Source organism: Methylobacter sp. S3L5C (assembly GCF_022788635.1).
In the GTDB taxonomy this organism is placed as follows: Bacteria; Pseudomonadota; Gammaproteobacteria; order Methylococcales; family Methylomonadaceae; genus Methylobacter_C.
Map to the genome: position 1 here is coordinate 809,697 of NZ_CP076024.1, position 16,479 is coordinate 826,175.

The 16,479-nt window shown below is 43.0% G+C and carries 15 protein-coding genes; 9 read left to right on the top strand and 6 right to left on the bottom strand.

Going from position 1 to position 16,479, the window contains the following annotated elements:
* Nucleotides 1–105: 105 nt before the first annotated feature.
* Complete coding sequence (locus KKZ03_RS03850) at nucleotides 106–1,278, top strand: M20 aminoacylase family protein (RefSeq protein WP_243220169.1); 1,173 nt, start codon at nucleotides 106–108, stop codon at nucleotides 1,276–1,278.
* A gap of 70 nt (nucleotides 1,279–1,348) precedes the next feature.
* Here KKZ03_RS03850 and ribA read toward each other — a convergent pair whose 3' ends face one another.
* Nucleotides 1,349–1,954, bottom strand: coding sequence for a GTP cyclohydrolase II (gene ribA, locus KKZ03_RS03855; protein ID WP_243220171.1), 606 nt, complete (start codon nucleotides 1,952–1,954; stop codon nucleotides 1,349–1,351).
* 181 nt (nucleotides 1,955–2,135) lie between these two features.
* On the opposite strand from ribA, the gene KKZ03_RS03860 reads away from it, so the two are divergent.
* Nucleotides 2,136–2,753 carry a class I SAM-dependent methyltransferase gene (locus KKZ03_RS03860; protein WP_243220172.1) on the top strand — a complete coding sequence of 206 codons (618 nt, stop codon included), beginning with the start codon at nucleotides 2,136–2,138 and terminating at the stop codon, nucleotides 2,751–2,753.
* A 91-nt stretch (nucleotides 2,754–2,844) separates the two neighbouring features.
* Here KKZ03_RS03860 and coaBC read toward each other — a convergent pair whose 3' ends face one another.
* The 4 genes from coaBC to rpmB form a co-directional block, all read right to left on the bottom strand.
* On the bottom strand, nucleotides 2,845–4,059 hold the full coding sequence (gene coaBC, locus KKZ03_RS03865; protein WP_243221531.1) for a bifunctional phosphopantothenoylcysteine decarboxylase/phosphopantothenate--cysteine ligase CoaBC: 1,215 nt from the start codon (nucleotides 4,057–4,059) through the stop codon (nucleotides 2,845–2,847).
* A 173-nt stretch (nucleotides 4,060–4,232) separates the two neighbouring features.
* Nucleotides 4,233–5,303 (bottom strand): asparaginase, encoded by a 1,071-nt coding sequence (locus tag KKZ03_RS03870; RefSeq protein ID WP_243220173.1) that lies wholly within the window; start codon nucleotides 5,301–5,303, stop codon nucleotides 4,233–4,235.
* 294 nt (nucleotides 5,304–5,597) lie between these two features.
* On the bottom strand, nucleotides 5,598–5,753 hold the full coding sequence (gene rpmG / locus KKZ03_RS03875) for a 50S ribosomal protein L33 (RefSeq protein WP_243220174.1): 156 nt from the start codon (nucleotides 5,751–5,753) through the stop codon (nucleotides 5,598–5,600).
* Between the two features lie 12 nt (nucleotides 5,754–5,765).
* Nucleotides 5,766–6,002, bottom strand: coding sequence for a 50S ribosomal protein L28 (rpmB, locus tag KKZ03_RS03880; protein ID WP_243220176.1), 237 nt, complete (start codon nucleotides 6,000–6,002; stop codon nucleotides 5,766–5,768).
* Nucleotides 6,003–6,132: 130 nt separating this feature from the next.
* On the opposite strand from rpmB, the gene gshB reads away from it, so the two are divergent.
* From gshB to KKZ03_RS03915, 7 genes are all read left to right on the top strand, one after another.
* Nucleotides 6,133–7,080 carry a glutathione synthase gene (gene gshB / locus KKZ03_RS03885; RefSeq protein WP_243220177.1) on the top strand — a complete coding sequence of 316 codons (948 nt, stop codon included), beginning with the start codon at nucleotides 6,133–6,135 and terminating at the stop codon, nucleotides 7,078–7,080.
* Between the two features lies 1 nt (nucleotide 7,081).
* The gene (locus KKZ03_RS03890; RefSeq protein ID WP_243220179.1) at nucleotides 7,082–7,990 is read left to right on the top strand and encodes an energy transducer TonB; all 909 of its coding nucleotides are present in this window, start codon (nucleotides 7,082–7,084) and stop codon (nucleotides 7,988–7,990) included.
* A gap of 40 nt (nucleotides 7,991–8,030) precedes the next feature.
* Nucleotides 8,031–8,594: a YqgE/AlgH family protein gene (locus tag KKZ03_RS03895; RefSeq protein ID WP_243220180.1), complete on the top strand. Its 564-nt coding sequence runs from the start codon at nucleotides 8,031–8,033 to the stop codon at nucleotides 8,592–8,594.
* Between the two features lie 99 nt (nucleotides 8,595–8,693).
* On the top strand, nucleotides 8,694–9,152 hold the full coding sequence (gene ruvX, locus KKZ03_RS03900; RefSeq protein ID WP_243220182.1) for a Holliday junction resolvase RuvX: 459 nt from the start codon (nucleotides 8,694–8,696) through the stop codon (nucleotides 9,150–9,152).
* Complete coding sequence (gene pyrR, locus KKZ03_RS03905; RefSeq protein ID WP_243220183.1) at nucleotides 9,153–9,656, top strand: bifunctional pyr operon transcriptional regulator/uracil phosphoribosyltransferase PyrR; 504 nt, start codon at nucleotides 9,153–9,155, stop codon at nucleotides 9,654–9,656.
* A gap of 3 nt (nucleotides 9,657–9,659) precedes the next feature.
* Nucleotides 9,660–10,622, top strand: a complete 963-nt coding sequence (locus KKZ03_RS03910; RefSeq protein WP_243220184.1) for an aspartate carbamoyltransferase catalytic subunit — start codon at nucleotides 9,660–9,662, stop codon at nucleotides 10,620–10,622.
* Entirely contained in the window at nucleotides 10,622–11,911 is a 1,290-nt protein-coding gene (locus KKZ03_RS03915) for a dihydroorotase (protein WP_243220185.1), read from the top strand. Before KKZ03_RS03910 ends, KKZ03_RS03915 begins: the two co-directional genes overlap by 1 nt.
* Before the next feature lie 169 nt (nucleotides 11,912–12,080).
* Here KKZ03_RS03915 and KKZ03_RS03920 read toward each other — a convergent pair whose 3' ends face one another.
* On the bottom strand, nucleotides 12,081–15,800 hold the full coding sequence (locus tag KKZ03_RS03920; RefSeq protein ID WP_243220187.1) for an EAL domain-containing protein: 3,720 nt from the start codon (nucleotides 15,798–15,800) through the stop codon (nucleotides 12,081–12,083).
* Nucleotides 15,801–16,479 lie beyond the last annotated feature (679 nt).

Genomic DNA, 16,479 nt, shown 5'->3' on the forward strand with positions numbered 1-16,479 from the left:
GTCCATAGTGGAATACACGTTGCAGCCATTCATCCATCCAATGGTTTATTTAATGTCGTTTTGGTTGTAGCATGATGGCTTGATTAGATTCAAACCGGTTTTGCCATGACACTAACAAATGAGTTGCAGCAACTACATACCGAAATGCGCCACTGGCGGCAACATCTGCACCAGTTTCCTGAAACCGCTTATGAAGAAATACAAACGGCAAAGTTTATCGCCGATAAACTGTTCAGTTTTGGGCTTGACGTTCATCAGGGATTAGGCCAAACCGGAGTTATTGCCACGCTTTCAGTCGGAAGCAGCGACCAAAAAATAGCCTTACGTGCCGATATGGACGCTTTATTTATCCATGAACAGAATACTTTTTTTTATAAGTCACACCACGAGGGCAAAATGCATGCCTGTGGCCATGATGGTCATTCGGCGATGTTGCTGGGCGCTGCCAGCTATTTATCTAAAAACCGACACTTCAACGGGACGGTGTATTTTATTTTTCAGCCCGCCGAAGAAGGCCGTGCGGGTGCCAAACAAATGATAGATGACGGTTTATTTGAAAAATTTCCGGCCGATTGTGTTTTTGGCATGCACAATTTTCCGGATATTCCATTAGGTCATTTTGCCGTTAAAGCAGGCGCCATGATGGCCTCGTTTGATTGTTTTGAAATCACTCTTACCGGACAGGCAACCCATGCAGCGATGCCGCATTTGGGCAATGATGCCATTGTTGCTGCTGCCCAGCTAATCAATGCCCTGCAAACCATCGTTAGCAGAACCATAAATCCCGCAGATCCTACGGTAGTCAGTATTACCCAGATTCATGCCGGAAATACCTGGAATGCGATACCAGAATCAGTGCTGCTAAGAGGTACTTTCAGATGTTTTAGTAGTGCGGTCAAAACACGTATTACCGATAAAATCACGCAATTGGTTAATGGTATTTGCGCGGGTTTTGACGTTAGTGCAGATATCCGTTTTAATCCGGAAAATGCAGGTTATCCGGTCACCTTTAATACCGAAGCTGAAACAGCTATCGCATTAAAAGCCGCTATTACTGTAGTCGGCGAAGACTGCGTTAATCAACAGCCAATACCCAGCATGGGTTCAGAAGACTTCGCTTTTATGCTACAAGAAAAACCAGGCTGTTATATCTGGATAGGTAACGGTTCTTCTGAAAACAGCTGTTTACTACATAACCCACACTACGATTTTAACGATGAGATATTACCCGTCGGTGTAGCTTATTGGGTCAAACTGGTTGAGCTGAAGCTGATATAAAAACAATCAGACCCAATAGCAGGGTAACCGCAAGCCTGTCCTGAGAAAAACCGAAGGGAGTTTGCCCCTACTATTTTTTTGGCTCGAACAACATGTGTGCCATTTTTTTCGCTTTGGTTTTTAAATAACCGACATTGTCATCATGCGCCACCGACTCCAACGGAATACGACCTGAAACATTAATAGCCAGCTTTTTCATCGCGTCTATTTTCTCCGGGTTGTTGGTCATCAATTTTATTGATTTTATCTGTAACTTTTCCAGCATTAACGCAGCAATGCTGTATTCTCTCTCGTCGGCAAGATGCCCCAAATGAATATTGGCATCGACGGTATCCATACCGTTATCCTGTAAATTATAAGCCTGCAATTTTTTCAACAACCCAATGCCGCGTCCTTCCTGACGAAGATAAATCAATACTCCAAAACCCATTTCATCAATAAGCTGCATGGCCATTGCCAGTTGTTCGCCGCAATCGCAACGCCGGGAACCCAGAACATCACCGGTAAAACACTCGGAGTGAATACGCACAGGTACATTTTCGCGGTTTGCAACGTCACCTTTAACCAGCGCCATATGCTCTTTTTTATCAATCGTATTACTGTAGAAATGCAGAACAAACTCGCCATGCTCCGTCGGGAGTCGTGTCTGTACCAAATCTTTTATTTGTGCTTTCACTACTATAAATCATCCAAAAATACATCATTTCTTGTTCTCAAATACCTGCTTGAGAATACATTCCACTTCCGACAGCGCTGTCAGAATAATGCCTATTTTACATGACAAAAAAAAATAGTGCTGTTGAAGCTTAAGCTAGCGCTGTAATATTCGATAACTTAATTTACAAGTTAACATCATTATGAAATCAGACAGTACGATAATCAAAAAACGCTACGATCGAATAGCGCCTTATTTTGAAGGCCTGGAAGCCGTAATGGAAGGCTTGTTTTTTAAAAACTGGCGTAAAAAACTATGGGCGAAAGTTGACGGTCATCATATTCTTGAGATCGGTGTTGGCACCGGAAAAAATTTTGATTATTATCCTGCAGGCACACAAATAACTGCCATTGATTTTAGTTCCGAAATGCTCAAACAAGCTATTAACAAAAAAGCCAGGAAAACAGTTTGTGTTGAACTTAATCTGATGGATGTGCAATCTTTAGACTTTGCCGATAACAGTTTTGATACTATTATCGGCTCCTTTGTTTTTTGTTCGGTACCATTACCCATTAAAGGCTTAAAAGAACTGTACCGTGTTTGCAAGCCGGCCGGTCAGGTTTTATTACTGGAGCATGTGTTAAGTTCAAAACCTGTGCTGGCAAAGATAATGAACTTTATTAATCCGGTAATTGTTGCACTGGTCGGAGCCAACATTAACAGGAACACCGTTAAAAATGTCAAAGCCTGTGGTTTTGCACTCGTTCGTGTTGACGAACGTAGCAGTGACATGATTAAACTAATTGAGGCCAGAAAATAAGCGTTTTATAGGTAAAGTTTATTCACTACGAAGACACGAAGAACACGAAGAAAAAAGAAATAAAACTTCGTGTCTTCGTGGTGATAATTCTTTAAGATTTTATAAATAAGCGTTCGGCAATCAAGCTGATTAACTGCTCTGCCAGACGGGACTTGTCAGTCATCGTCAAGGTTTTCTCGCCGCTTTCCCAGAAAACATGCAAGGCGTTTTGTTCACTATCAAAGCCACCCAGCTCTCGCCCAACCCAGTTTGCCGCGATCATATCCAGTTTTTTTCGCGCCAGCTTGTTACGCGCGTAAGTTTCAAGATTATCCGTTTCAGCAGCAAAACCAACAGTGAATGGACGCTTATCGAGTTTTGCGACGTCGGCTAGTATGTCTTTGGTTTTTTGCAGGATGATAGTGGTTTGCTCTTCCTGCTTTTTTATTTTTTCAGACTGCATAATGGCAGGACTGTAATCAGCCACCGCCGCTGCGCCGATGTAAATAGTATGGCCTGAAGCTCTGGACATAACGGCCTCGTACATTTGCGCGGCCGTTTCTACTGGCACTAATTCACAATTTGCAGGCGCGGTCAACGCCACCGGACCGCTAACCAGCGTTACCTCTGCACCGGCTTTTAAAGCGGCATTTGCCAACGCGTAACCCATTTTTCCGGAACTGCGATTGGTAAGATAACGCACCGGATCTAAAGGTTCGCGGGTGGGACCGGCACTGATTAAAACTTTCAGGCCTTGCAAACACTGCGATGTAGCTAAATTCCGATCATCCAGCGCCGTAGTCAGGTGGCCGCAAATAGCAACGGGTTCTGACATTCGACCATAGCCCGTTTCGCCGCACGCCTGATCGCCTTGTTCAGGCCCGATAATTTTAACGCCATGACGCTGGAGTTTTTCAATATTCTCCTGTGTAACAGTCTTGTTCCACATTGCCTGATTCATGGCCGGCGCGACATAAACCGGACACGTTGCCGCCAGATACAGCGTTGACAGTAAATCATCAGCCAAACCATGAGTCAATTTTGCAATCAAATTGGCGGTTGCCGGTGCGATAATCAACAAATCAGCCCAACGCGCCAAACTGATATGCCCCATCGCATTTTCTGCATCGGCATCCAGCAATTCGCTATGCACCGGATTACCGGAAAGCGCCTGAAAAGTTAACGGACCGATAAACTGCATGGCCGACTTTGTCATTACCACCCGCACTTCAGCGCCCTGTTTTCTGAGCAACCTGACTAATTCAGCGGCCTTGTAAGCCGCAATGCCGCCGCTAACGCCTAGTAAAATGTGCTTGTTAATGAGTATTGCCTGAAAATGTCTATAAAAGACTATTATGGCAAGGACTGTTAAATTCTTCCATGCCTAAATGTTAACTAAAGTCTTGCAGGCCGAAATAAATCTGTTAGAGTTCCAACTGAAAACTGCGTTTCCGCCACTCTCCCATGTTTTAATAATCACTGAAGAGATAACCTGCCTGTTTAAACATGTTCCCCGGCAATATCTTCGTTAATGAACGCCATTATTTGCTGTTCATCGGTAAAATTTCCATAAGCCAGCATTAATTTTACATAGGCGGCTTCAATGGACATATTCCAGATCATTTCAGCGCCCTGCTCTATTAATGCTCTGGTGCTTTGATAAGCATCGGCTGATTTAATCGCCGGCGCCAGATAAACCTTAATTTTTTGTTCCCCGCAGCGCTTTATAAACTCAAGTAACGAATAATTTTTGCCCCATTGCATTGATGCACACGCGGTACCAGAATGATATAAGTCATGCAAAACTGCATCGACGTTTTCAAGGTTAAAATGATGGTAATTCAATCCCGGATAAGGTTTTATCATTAAAATCCGCTCAGAAAAACAGGCTTTTAGCTGAGGATTTTCTGTTACTGTCGTTGCTTCCTTGGAAGCCTCGCCCTCTGAAAAAGAACTGTCCTTACCAGATATTAATTTTATTACCGGATTCAACTGGGAAAATATCCGGTTTTCATAGTGCATAAAACTTTTGCCCTGAACACTGAAAAAATCGCCACTTAATTGTAACGAACAGGTCAGCCGAGAGCCTTTATGGACTTGAAGTGCCTGCTGTTGATTGCGATAAGGGACAAAAACACCAACCTGGATTTTTTGCCGTATAAACTCAACGGCACACATAAAATTATCCAATCCGTTTGCTTTTGGATTATCCAGCGGATAATCACTGGAAACCAGCAGCAGGGGTATTTTGATGGCATTAAAATAAAAGCTTAAAGCCGCTGCGGTATAAGCTAACGTATCAGTACCATGAGTAATGATAATACCGTCATAGTGTTCTGGTTGCTGCGCTTCAATGGCAGTAATCAGTGTTTGCCAGACGCAAGGCACAAGATTCTCGCTTAAAAGCTGTAAGGGCTCAATTGTGCTGAAACGGATTTGTTGATAATTTTTGTCGTACTGTTGAAACAGATCAATCAATTTGAACGGTGCCGTATCGGCAGCATCGATGGTCCCTGCAAGCGCAGTTGAACCAATAGTCCCGCCGGTAAATACAACCAGAATGTTTTTCATGGTATGGTAATTTGGTTTATGTTCGACAACAGTGAGCGAATTTTACCCGATATTGGGTCATTAAACGCCGAAAAATTCTGTCAGGCATCAGTGGGGCAAAGTAAATAATAGTGACTTTTGTAGTGCCAAACAGGATTATTCAGAAGTAGGTAATTACCATACTTTTGCTGTGTAACGAAGGCGGTACTTTTAAAACGAGGGGATTGATTTAATAATTGGACTATTTAAAAAGGCCAGATAACCAGAGTTAACACTAACTGTGGTTATCTGAAGCACTTTAAGAAACTCAATTAATTACTTAATTTTAGCTTCTTTATAAATAACATGCTTGCGAGCAAATGGATCAAATTTTTTGATTTCCATTTTTTCAGGCATTGTACGTTTGTTTTTTGTAGTGGTATAAAAGTGGCCAGTGCCTTCGGTAGAAATCAGCTTAATTTTATCGCGCATTTTATTGTCTCCTTAAACTTTTGTGCCGTTTTTACGCAAATCCGCCAATACAGCGTCGATGCCGTTTTTATCAATGATGCGCATTGCTTTTGTAGAAATTCTAAGACGCACCCAACGATTTTCACTTTCTACCCAAAATCTGTGATGTTGCAGATTTGGAAGAAAACGTCTTTTGGTTCTGTTGTTTGCGTGTGATACGTTGTTACCTGTAACGGGTTTTTTACCTGTTACTTGACATACTCTAGACATAATTAACCTCTTGGGGTGCCTAAATTAAAAAGTTAGCCGATCTTTATACCAAAAAATCTTTTCAAGGTAAATAACAATCTATAAAATATACGTAATACCTTTCTTATCCATTAATTAAAACGGGACAATAATGTCTATTAAACTCGGTATGGTCATGGACTCAATTGACCATATCAACATCAAAAAAGACACCAGCTTTGCCATGTTACTTGAGGCCCAGGCCAGAGGTTGGGAGCTGCATTATATGGAACTTAACGACCTGTTTCTAAGAAACGGCAGGGCTTATGCCAGAACCCGAACGTTGACAGTTGAGCGCAATGCCCGGCAATGGTATCAGTTTATTGCCGAGCAAGATATTCCGCTGGATCAACTCAATGTCATTATGATGCGTAAGGATCCGCCCTTTGATCAGGAATATATTTATGCCACTTACCTGCTTGAACGCGCCGAAAGCATGGGCGTTTATGTTGTCAATAAACCGCAATCATTGCGCGATGCCAATGAAAAACTTTTTACCGCATGGTTTCCGCAATGCTGCGCAGAAACATTGGTTGCCAGAGAGCCTGCCAGAATAAGAAATTTCTTGATTGAACAAGGTGAAATTATTTTAAAGCCACTGGATGGAATGGGCGGGACCTCTATTTTTCATTTACGTCAAGACGATCCAAATCTTAGCGTCATTCTGGAAACGATGACCCAATATAACAGTCGTTATGTGATGGCTCAAAAGTATATACCGGAGATTAAAGACGGCGATAAACGTATTTTAATGATCAATGGTGAAGCCGTCCCGTATTCGCTGGCACGTATTCCTGCCAAAGGTGAATCTCGGGGTAATCTGGCTGCCGGAGGCCGTGCAGAAGGCAGGGAATTAACTGAACAAGACTGGTGGATTACAAAACAGGTAGGGCCTACGTTACGTGAAAAAGGCCTGATTTTTGTTGGCCTGGATGTTATAGGTGATAAATTGACCGAAATTAATGTTACCAGCCCTACTTGTGCTCAAGAACTGGATAAGCAATTTGGGCTGAATATAGCGGGTCTATTGATGGATCATATTGAAAGCAATATTCAATAATATGAAAAATACGGCAATATTCGTTCCTTTGATTACCCTGCCCAATAACAATAATTCAGTATTGATTGCTTTGTCTGTCGCGATTATTGTTCATCTTATCCTTGTACTGGGAATGAATTTCACCACACCCGAACCTGATAAAATTAATAAATCGATAAATATTACGTTAATTAATGCCCCAGTAAAAAATGTTCCCAAACAAGCCGATTTTTTAGCCCAGGAAAATCAGTTGGGCGCCGGTGAAGAAATCAAAAAGCCTGAACCTCCGGCACAAAAACTCCCCAGCCAGGAAAATAGCCCTGTAAAACAAATCGAAAAAGTAGTACCCAAAGAGACCAAGCCAAAAGAGATTAAGCCCAAAGAAAGTAAACCGAAAGTAGCGCAAAAAATAATTACCCAGCCCAAGGCTGAAAAAAAGGTTATCACCGCCAATAAAGCTGAGGTAGCCAGTCAGCCTAAAAAACCGCCACAATTGACCGCAGAATCATTGCAGCAACAAATTGCACAATTAGGTACTGAAATCAGGCAAAGCAAGCCAAGCGCAGACGAACCTAAAATAAAATTTGTTAATTCGGTTAGTGCCCATAAATTTGTTGCGGCACAATACTTGAAGGACTGGGAGAGTAAAGTCGAGCGCATGGGCAATCTCAATTATCCTGAAGCGGCAAGCAAAAAAAACTTCTCGGGAACATTAACCATGGATGTTGGCATTAAGGCTGATGGTAGTATTTATAGTATCCGCATAAACAAATCTTCGGGAAACCCTGCATTGGATGAAGCCGCTATAAAAATTGTCCGTATGAGCGCACCATTTCCACCATTACCTTTGGATTTGCGCAAAGAACTCGATGTTATGGTAATTACCCGTGTCTGGAAATTCTCCGATGAATCAGGCCTGGTAACACAATAAACAGTTGATTAAGTCACCATAACCTTTGATACTAAGAAACATGAACCAAGCTACGTACTTAAATAACCAGTTTATTATCGCCATGCCTAATCTGGCTGATCCTGCTTTTTTTCATACGGTTACCTATTTGTGCCAACACAATGCCGAAGGCGCTTTAGGAATCGTTATTAACAGGCCGGCAGAGATGAAGCTGGGCGAGATTTTTAAGCAAATGAACATAACTGTTACTTCCCCTGTCGCCTCGGAAGTTGTTGTTTTTATCGGAGGGCCGGTACATCAGGAACGTGGTTTTGTATTACACACGACAGGTGGAAACTGGGATGCATCGATGGCTGTTTCAGATTCAATTTCTTTAACGACATCACGCGATGTCATAGAAGCTATTGCCGAAGGTAAAGGCCCTAAACACTATCTCGTGGCTTTAGGCTATGCAGGCTGGGGCGAAGGTCAACTGGAACAGGAGATGCTGGCAAACGCTTGGTTAAGTACGCCTAACAGCCAGGATATTTTATTTGACACGCCAATCAATGCACGTTGGCAAGCGGCCGCCAAACAAATAGGCATTGATATTAACCAGCTAACTACACCAGCAGGACATGGTTGACTTGGCTATATTCAAATAAATATTGCCTTATGGGCTTGCCCTTACTACCGGCATGATCGGTAATTTTCCATCTTGACCTCTGTTGAAAAAATCCAAGCTATGCAAGATCCATTACTATCAAAAATCAACGTCGACACTTATCTATGTTTTGATTTTGGCTATAAAAAAATTGGCACGGCTGTCGGTCAAACGATTACCGCCACAGCAAGTCCGTTGCAAACTATTCGCTCTATCAATCAAAGTCCGGATTGGGAAATCATCAGCAAGCTTATCAAGGAGTGGCAACCTGCCGGTTTGGTAGTTGGTATTTCGAGACAAGCTGATGGCTCGGATAACCCGGTTACACAGCGGATGCTAAAATTTTGCCGTCAACTGGAAGGACGCTATCAGCTACCGGTTTATCAACAGGACGAAACGTTATCAACATTTGAAGCCAAACAAATGCTCTTTGATGAGCTCAATGTTAATGCCGGCAAACTATGGGAAGTACAAGATCAACTGGCAGCCCAGCTTATTTTGCAGTCCTGGTTAAATGACTATATTAAAAAGGATTATTAAGTGCTAGAAATACACGATTTACTCAACAAATTGGAAATCGAGCTAAAACATATCATTATTGAAAGACAATTATCTAACCCGCTGATGATAGGTATTCGTACCGGCGGCGTATGGATCGCAGAACAGATGCACCAACGGCTTAACATCACTGAACCTTTGGGATTACTGGATATTTCTTTTTATCGTGATGATTTTTCACAAATTGGTGTTAATCCCAATGTAAAACCCAGCCAGTTACCTCCGCATATTGAAGGTCGTGATATCATCCTGATAGATGATGTCTTTTACACTGGCAGAACAATTCGCGCCGCCTTAAATGAAATTTTTGATTATGGCCGACCAAATCAAGTCGTTTTGGCCGTATTGATAAGCCGTGATGGCAGGCAAATCCCTTTGTGCCCTGATTGCGTGGGAGCAAATATCACCCTTAATGCTGATCAACGTATAAAATTAACCGGCCCTGAGCATCTGGCTATTGAGTTACAAACCATAGAGGCAGCATAAGCGATGACTGACAACCTCCAGCTAAATTCGGAAGGCAAACTTAAGCACTTTTTGACTATTGATGGCCTGGAAAAAAGCTTGCTAACAGAAATTCTGGATATAGCAGAGTCTTTTGTCGGCATCAATGATCATAAAATTAAAAAAGTCCCGCTGTTACGTGGAAAAACTATCGTTAATCTGTTTTTTGAAAACAGTACGCGCACACGAACGACCTTTGAGCTGGCGGCCAATCGTTTGTCTGCCGATGTATTAAGTATGAGTATTTCGACCTCATCCACGTCCAAGGGTGAAAGCCTGCTCGACACCATACGCAATCTGGAAGCCATGTTTGTCGATATGTTTGTGGTTCGTCACGCAATCAGTGGAGCTGCGCACTTTATCGCCCAGCATACAGCGCCCCATATCAGTGTTATTAATGCCGGTGACGGACAGCATGCGCATCCTACTCAGGCTATGCTGGATATGTTTACCATTCGGCAGATAAAAAAAGATTTTTCAAACCTACGCGTAGCTATTATTGGCGACATACTGCATTCCAGGGTTGCCAGGTCACAGATTCAGGCATTAAATACTTTGGGAGTCGCTGAAGTACGAGTCATTGCCCCCAAGACTCTGCTACCGGCACATGTTGAAAGCCTGGGCGTGAACGTTTCACATAACTTAACTGCCGGACTTAAAGATATTGATGTCATCATCATGTTACGCTTACAAAAAGAGCGCATGACTTCGGCATTATTACCCAGTGAAAGCGAATATTTTAAATGTTTCGGACTGACTGAAGATAAATTAAAAATCGCCAAACCTGATGCCATCGTCATGCACCCCGGCCCCATTAACCGTGGAGTAGAAATTGAATCAAAAGTCGCAGATGGCCCGCAGTCAGTGATACTCAAACAAGTTAGTAATGGCATCGCCATCCGTATGGCCATAATGGCTATGACTATGCAAAAACAGGGCGTCATGTGATGAGTCAAATACATATTAAACAAGGACACATTATTGATCCTGTCAACAACATCAGCCGTATTGGCTGTGTTTATATTGCTGATGGTAAAATCGTTTCTGTAACCAACGAGCCCGAAGGTTTTAAGCCTGACACTATTATCGATGCCCATAATCAAATAGTCTGTCCGGGTTTTATAGACTTAAGTGCCCGTTTGCGTGAGCCGGGACAAAGCCGCAAAGCAACCTTCAAAAGTGAAACAACTGCCGCTGCAAACGCTGGCGTTACTACGATGTGTTTACAGCCGGATACCAGACCCGTTATTGATACACCGGCTGTTGCCGAGCTGATCAAGGAGTTGGCGGAAAAAGCCGACTATCCACAGGTTTATCCGATTGCGGCGCTGACCCGAAAACTGGAAGGCACAGAATTAAGCTCCATGTTATCGCTCAAACAGGCTGGCTGTATCGCAGTCGGCAATGCCAGTCAATCCGTAAAAAATTTACTGATATTAAGGCGAGCAATGGAATATGCGGCCAGTCATGATCTGTTGGTCATGTTCAGACCTAATGATTTTTGGCTGGGTAATAACGGTTGTGCTCATGAAGGTGCGGTGGCAACACGCTATGGCTTACCCGGTATTCCGGAAGAAGCGGAAACAATAGCCTTGGCGCAATGTCTGGAATTAGTAGAGCTAACCGGCTGCCGCGTACATTTTGGTCAGCTGAGCTGTAAACGATCAGTGATTAAAATTTATCAGGCAAAAAAATATGGCCTGAACGTGAGTGCTGATGTTGCCATACATCAATTGCACTTAACCGAAAATGACATCATTCCTTTTGATAGCAATTACCATGTTCTGCCACCTTTACGTACCGAAGTAGACAAGCAGTATTTAAGAGGCGGCTTGGCTAGCGGGACTCTTAACAGTATTTGTTCCGACCACCAACCCCATGATATTGACGCCAAACTGGGTGCCTTTCCAGAAACAGAACCCGGTGTTTCATCACTGGAAACGCTGTTGCCATTGATGCTCAAATTAGTCGCTGAACACGTTATAACCCTGGAACAAGGTATAACTTCACTAAGCGGCAACCCGGCCCGGGTTCTACGTATTAATAGCGGAGCCTTAACGGTTGGATTCGCAGCCGATGTGTGTGTGTTTGACCCTGAATTAGAGTGGCAGGTTAATTCAGACAATTGGAAAAGTCGGGGCGTTAATACACCGTTCTGGGGGCAGACATTTAAAGGCCGGGTTACCCATACCTTACAGGCTGGCAAAGTTATTCATTGTTTGGAAAAGTCTGGGTGATAGTGTCGGGGGAGCGCATATATTTAAAAAACTCCCCTAACCCAAGCCCATTGAAGAGTGTATTTTTTTATCTGGTTATTTGCGGGCCATAACTGCCATTCGTCCTGTATTTCCAAGTGGAAATATACTCACGTAAGACGGTCAGTCAATTTTAGTGAATCAACTGATACTATGACAATGGAAGGGTACCTATGCCCTTAAGGGCACTTTGTTGTAATATTTCGCACTCCATCCGCAACTGTTCAACTTCTTCACGTAACTGCGTTAACTCACCTTGATCAGTCAAGTTCAAAAGGCTTTTATTGATCGCCGACGGTGATCTCGATCCTTGTTTGGCTTTTACCCACCGCCCAATAGCACTAAGAGAAATATCCATATTATCCGCTGCTTGCTGATGCTTATAGCCTTTTTCATTAACTAGATCGGTCGTATCTTGTTTACATTCAATCGTGTAATTGGGTCGTTTTTGTTTAGTTTGATTAATCATGCTTACTTCTGTTGACATAATAAAGCTGTCCTTAGAAGTATCCTGTTTAATTAAACCGTTTCGCCCCTTAAGAGAGCGACAATTACTGGTATCAAGACCAAGCAGGCATTTCTGTTTTAGTGCCTCTTCAAACTGCTTAACCGGCACAGGCTTGCCAAATAAATAACCTTGAAAGTGGTGGCAGCCTTTGTTTAAGAGAATATCTTGCTGCTCTTTTGTTTCAACGCCTTCGGCAATTACCTCAAGTCCCAAGTTGTTCGCCATGTTAATAATGGTTAATACGAGCGCTCGATCATTGCCGTCAAAGGTAATATCCCGCACAAAGGACTGATCAATCTTCAGTTGGAACAAGGGTAAGCGTTTTAGATACTGCAGGGATGAATAGCCGGTGCCAAAGTCATCCAGCGAGAAGCGGATGCCAAAGGCATTCAATGTATTCATGACAGCAATAATCTGTTCAAGATTATCAGCCAGCATACTCTCGGTCAGTTCCAGCTTTAATTTAGCCGGATTAATACTGTGATGTTGCACCACATTTTTCACTTGAGATACAAAGTTTGCCTCGAGAAATTGCTTGGCGCTGACGTTAATGGATAGCGTCAGCTTGCAAGTGCTTTCATCTTGTTCCCACGCTTTAAGTTGTGCGCAGGCAGTTTCCAATACCCATTGTCCAATAGGTAAAATTAGCCCTGTTTGTTCTGCCAGCGCAATAAAATCATGGGGAGGCACCATACCTCGCTCGGGATGGTGCCAGCGAATCAGCGCCTCTGCGCCTATTGGGCATTCCAAAGCATCTACCTGAACCTGGTAATACAGTTGAAATTGTCGTTGCTCAATCGCATTGCGTAAATCCATGGTTAAAGAAGCGTTGGCAGTAATCGTTCTTTGCATATCAGGATCGAAAAAGCACAGGTGATTGCGGCCACAATCTTTAGCCTTATACATGGCAATATCAGCCTGTCGAAACAATTCATCTATGCAGACAATTTCATAATCGTTAAAAAAGGTCACGCCGATGCTTGCTGTGCAGTAATATTCGTGTGTGGCAAGCTGATACGGCTGCCTGAGAGCACCCAGTATCTTGTCGCCAATGACCTTAGCCTGGGCCGCAGCCTCAAGGGGTTTTTCACTTAAGTTTTCCAGCAGCACGACGAACTCATCACCGCCTAAACGGGCCAGCGTGTCGCTTTTTCGGACACACGCGGCTAAGCGGCTTGCAACCTGCTGAAGCAGTAAGTCACCGATATTATGCCCCAGCGTATCGTTGATGGTCTTAAAATGATCCAGATCAATAAACATAACAGCGCCTCTGCCGCTGCTATCGGAGCGAAATGCCAACGTATGTTTTACACGATCAGTCAGCAGCCGTCGATTGGCCAACTGTGTCAGCGGGTCATAGTAGGCAAGATGCCGAATTTCCTCTGCGGCTACTTTACTCATGGTGATATCAGTCAGGGTGGCAACGTAATTAATCACCTCGCCGTAATTATCTTTTACTGAGATGATGGTCAGGTATTCCGGATAGACTTCGCCACTCTTGCGCCTATTCCATATTTCCCCTGACCATGTTCCGGAATTATTGACGGTGTTCCACATATGCTTATAGAAGGTCACATCATGGCGGCCCGAGTTAAGAAACCGCGGATTTTTACCAAGCACTTCTTGCGCCAAATAGCCGGTGATCGTGGTAAAGGCATTATTTACCCGCAAGAGAATGCCTTTGGCATCGGTGACCATCATGCCTTCCTGAATCTGGAAGGCAGTAGCGGCGATGCGAAGTTCATCTTCGGCGCGCTTGCGGATGGTTATGTCGTGTATGGCGATTTGCAGTAATAATTCTCCATCAAGTATCATGGAACTGAGCAAGACTTCGGTAATGAAGTTTTTACCGTTATCAACTCGCTTATGCATCCATTCAAAGCGCAGACTACCTTTTTTTAACGCCGTCTCAAGGTACTGCTTGATCAATATTTTTGAATCCGTGCCACAAGGCTGCTTAAGTGGCGACAAATCGAGAGGATGATATAAAGCAATATCTTCCTGTGACGTTAAGCCAAACATCTTTATGGCGGCATCATTGCCGTTGAAAAAGCCTTGCTTATTCAACATGAAAACGGCATCTGTACTGGTATTAAATAGTGTACGGAACTTTGTTTCGGATCGGGCCAACGCCGCGTCAGTTTGCCTGCGTTCAATGGCGATACCGGCTAGACTGGCTGATTGCTCGATGATAGTAATATCAAATTCGGTAGGGATATGTGCATGAGGATGATATATAGCAAAAGTACCCAGTATTTGGGCCGATGATGACAGAATAGGCTGGGACCAGCAGGAACCTAATCCGGCTCTGGCTGCAAGCGCTTTCCAGGAAGCCCAGTTATCATGTGTGGCAATGTTCTCAACAATCACACGTTTGCCGGTAAATGCAGCCTCTCCACAACAACCAACACCAACGCCAATTTCAAGGCCGTTAATAACTTCAATATAGAAATCAGGCAGGTTGGGGGCAGAGCCATTTATCAGATGCTTGCTGTCGCTATCGAGTAACAAAATACTGCAAAGCAGTGTCGGGTAGAGTTGTTCTACACCCAACACAACAGCGTCAAGAATAATCTGCAACGGCTTGTTTATGGCAAGTTGCTCTAAAATGTTGCCGTAAAATTGTGCAAACCGCTCAGTATTGATACGGGTGGAGACATCACGAGCTATACCAAACAAGCCGGAAATTTTACCGTTATCGTCATATATCGGATACTTGCGATTGTCGATCCAGCCACGATGGTCGTGGCTATTCGGTATTTTTTGTATTTCATAGGCGACAGGGATACCTGCAAACACCTGCTTTTCCAGTTGGTAGTAAATATCGGCATCTTTTTCCGGAAACAGGTCGTAATCAGTCTTGCCAAGCAACTCCGACCACTGCTCTATACGGTCGGTAAGAGTCGCCAGTGTTTGGCTGGCACCGGTAAGTACATGATTGCGATCTTTAAAATAAATGTAATCATCGGTGTTTTCCATCATGGCCTTGAAGTGGGTCATCATGGCTTGGTCGTCAGGATTCTGGATCAGGCTTTTGGCATCTTGTAGTAACAGGTCAAGGATAACCTTGTCGTTGGTGGCATCCGGTTGTTTACGGTAAATGCCTTTGACACAGCGGATATGGCCGTTGGCGTGTCTAAGCCTGATGTTAAACGTATCAGTGGTCTTATTGCAGTCAGTTGAGAACAGGACATCGGCAATATCTTGGTCGGCTGTATGAATTCGACTTTGCAAAGATACTTTGCCGTTGAGAAAATCAGTAACCGTGAAGCCAAGCAGGGCATCAATATTATCACCAATAGATAAAACAGTCGGTGGATTAGTCATTGAAATGCGGATGTTAACGTCTATTGGCGTTGGCATGTTTATACTGAATCTTCACTTTTAAAGGTTTATTTCGGAATTACCAGCAAAGCTGATAATTAGGGCAATAAAAAGGCCACCTGTTTAATGTTCGGAAAAGGCAAAGACCCGATCGGTACATTCAGTATTAAATGAAAATATTTAATTTATACTGTTTTAAAGTAGAACTTATAATGTACTTTTCGCATAAAAACCACTACTTATCCGCGATAAATACGTATATTTATGCAATTTGTAAAGTTAAATTATAAAACGAGGTGTACTGTATCATTAATTCAGATTAATCAAAATAAATTCAGTCATACACCCCAGATAAACCCGTATAAATTAACTGAAAAATCAGCGGCAAAACTTTATTTTTCAGGATGTTTTTGAGGAAGTCATTAAGTCTACAAAAAATCTTTTCTTCACATGAAGATTATCGAATTGAAAGGCATAAATGCCATATGCTGGTTGATATTGTCTATCCTTATTGAAGTCTCGATGGCGCAGACGACTCCCATCGTTTGCCTCAAGGATATTTGAAAAAGATATTCGACATTATCTCATTGGTTTTGAGTATAAAAAGCTGGTCTCGTTGGTTCAATTTTTACCTAAGAGTGTAGATATTCATTGCAAATATTACACTAACTAAAAGTAACAAAATGTTGTACCGAACCAGTAGATGAACAGGAAATTT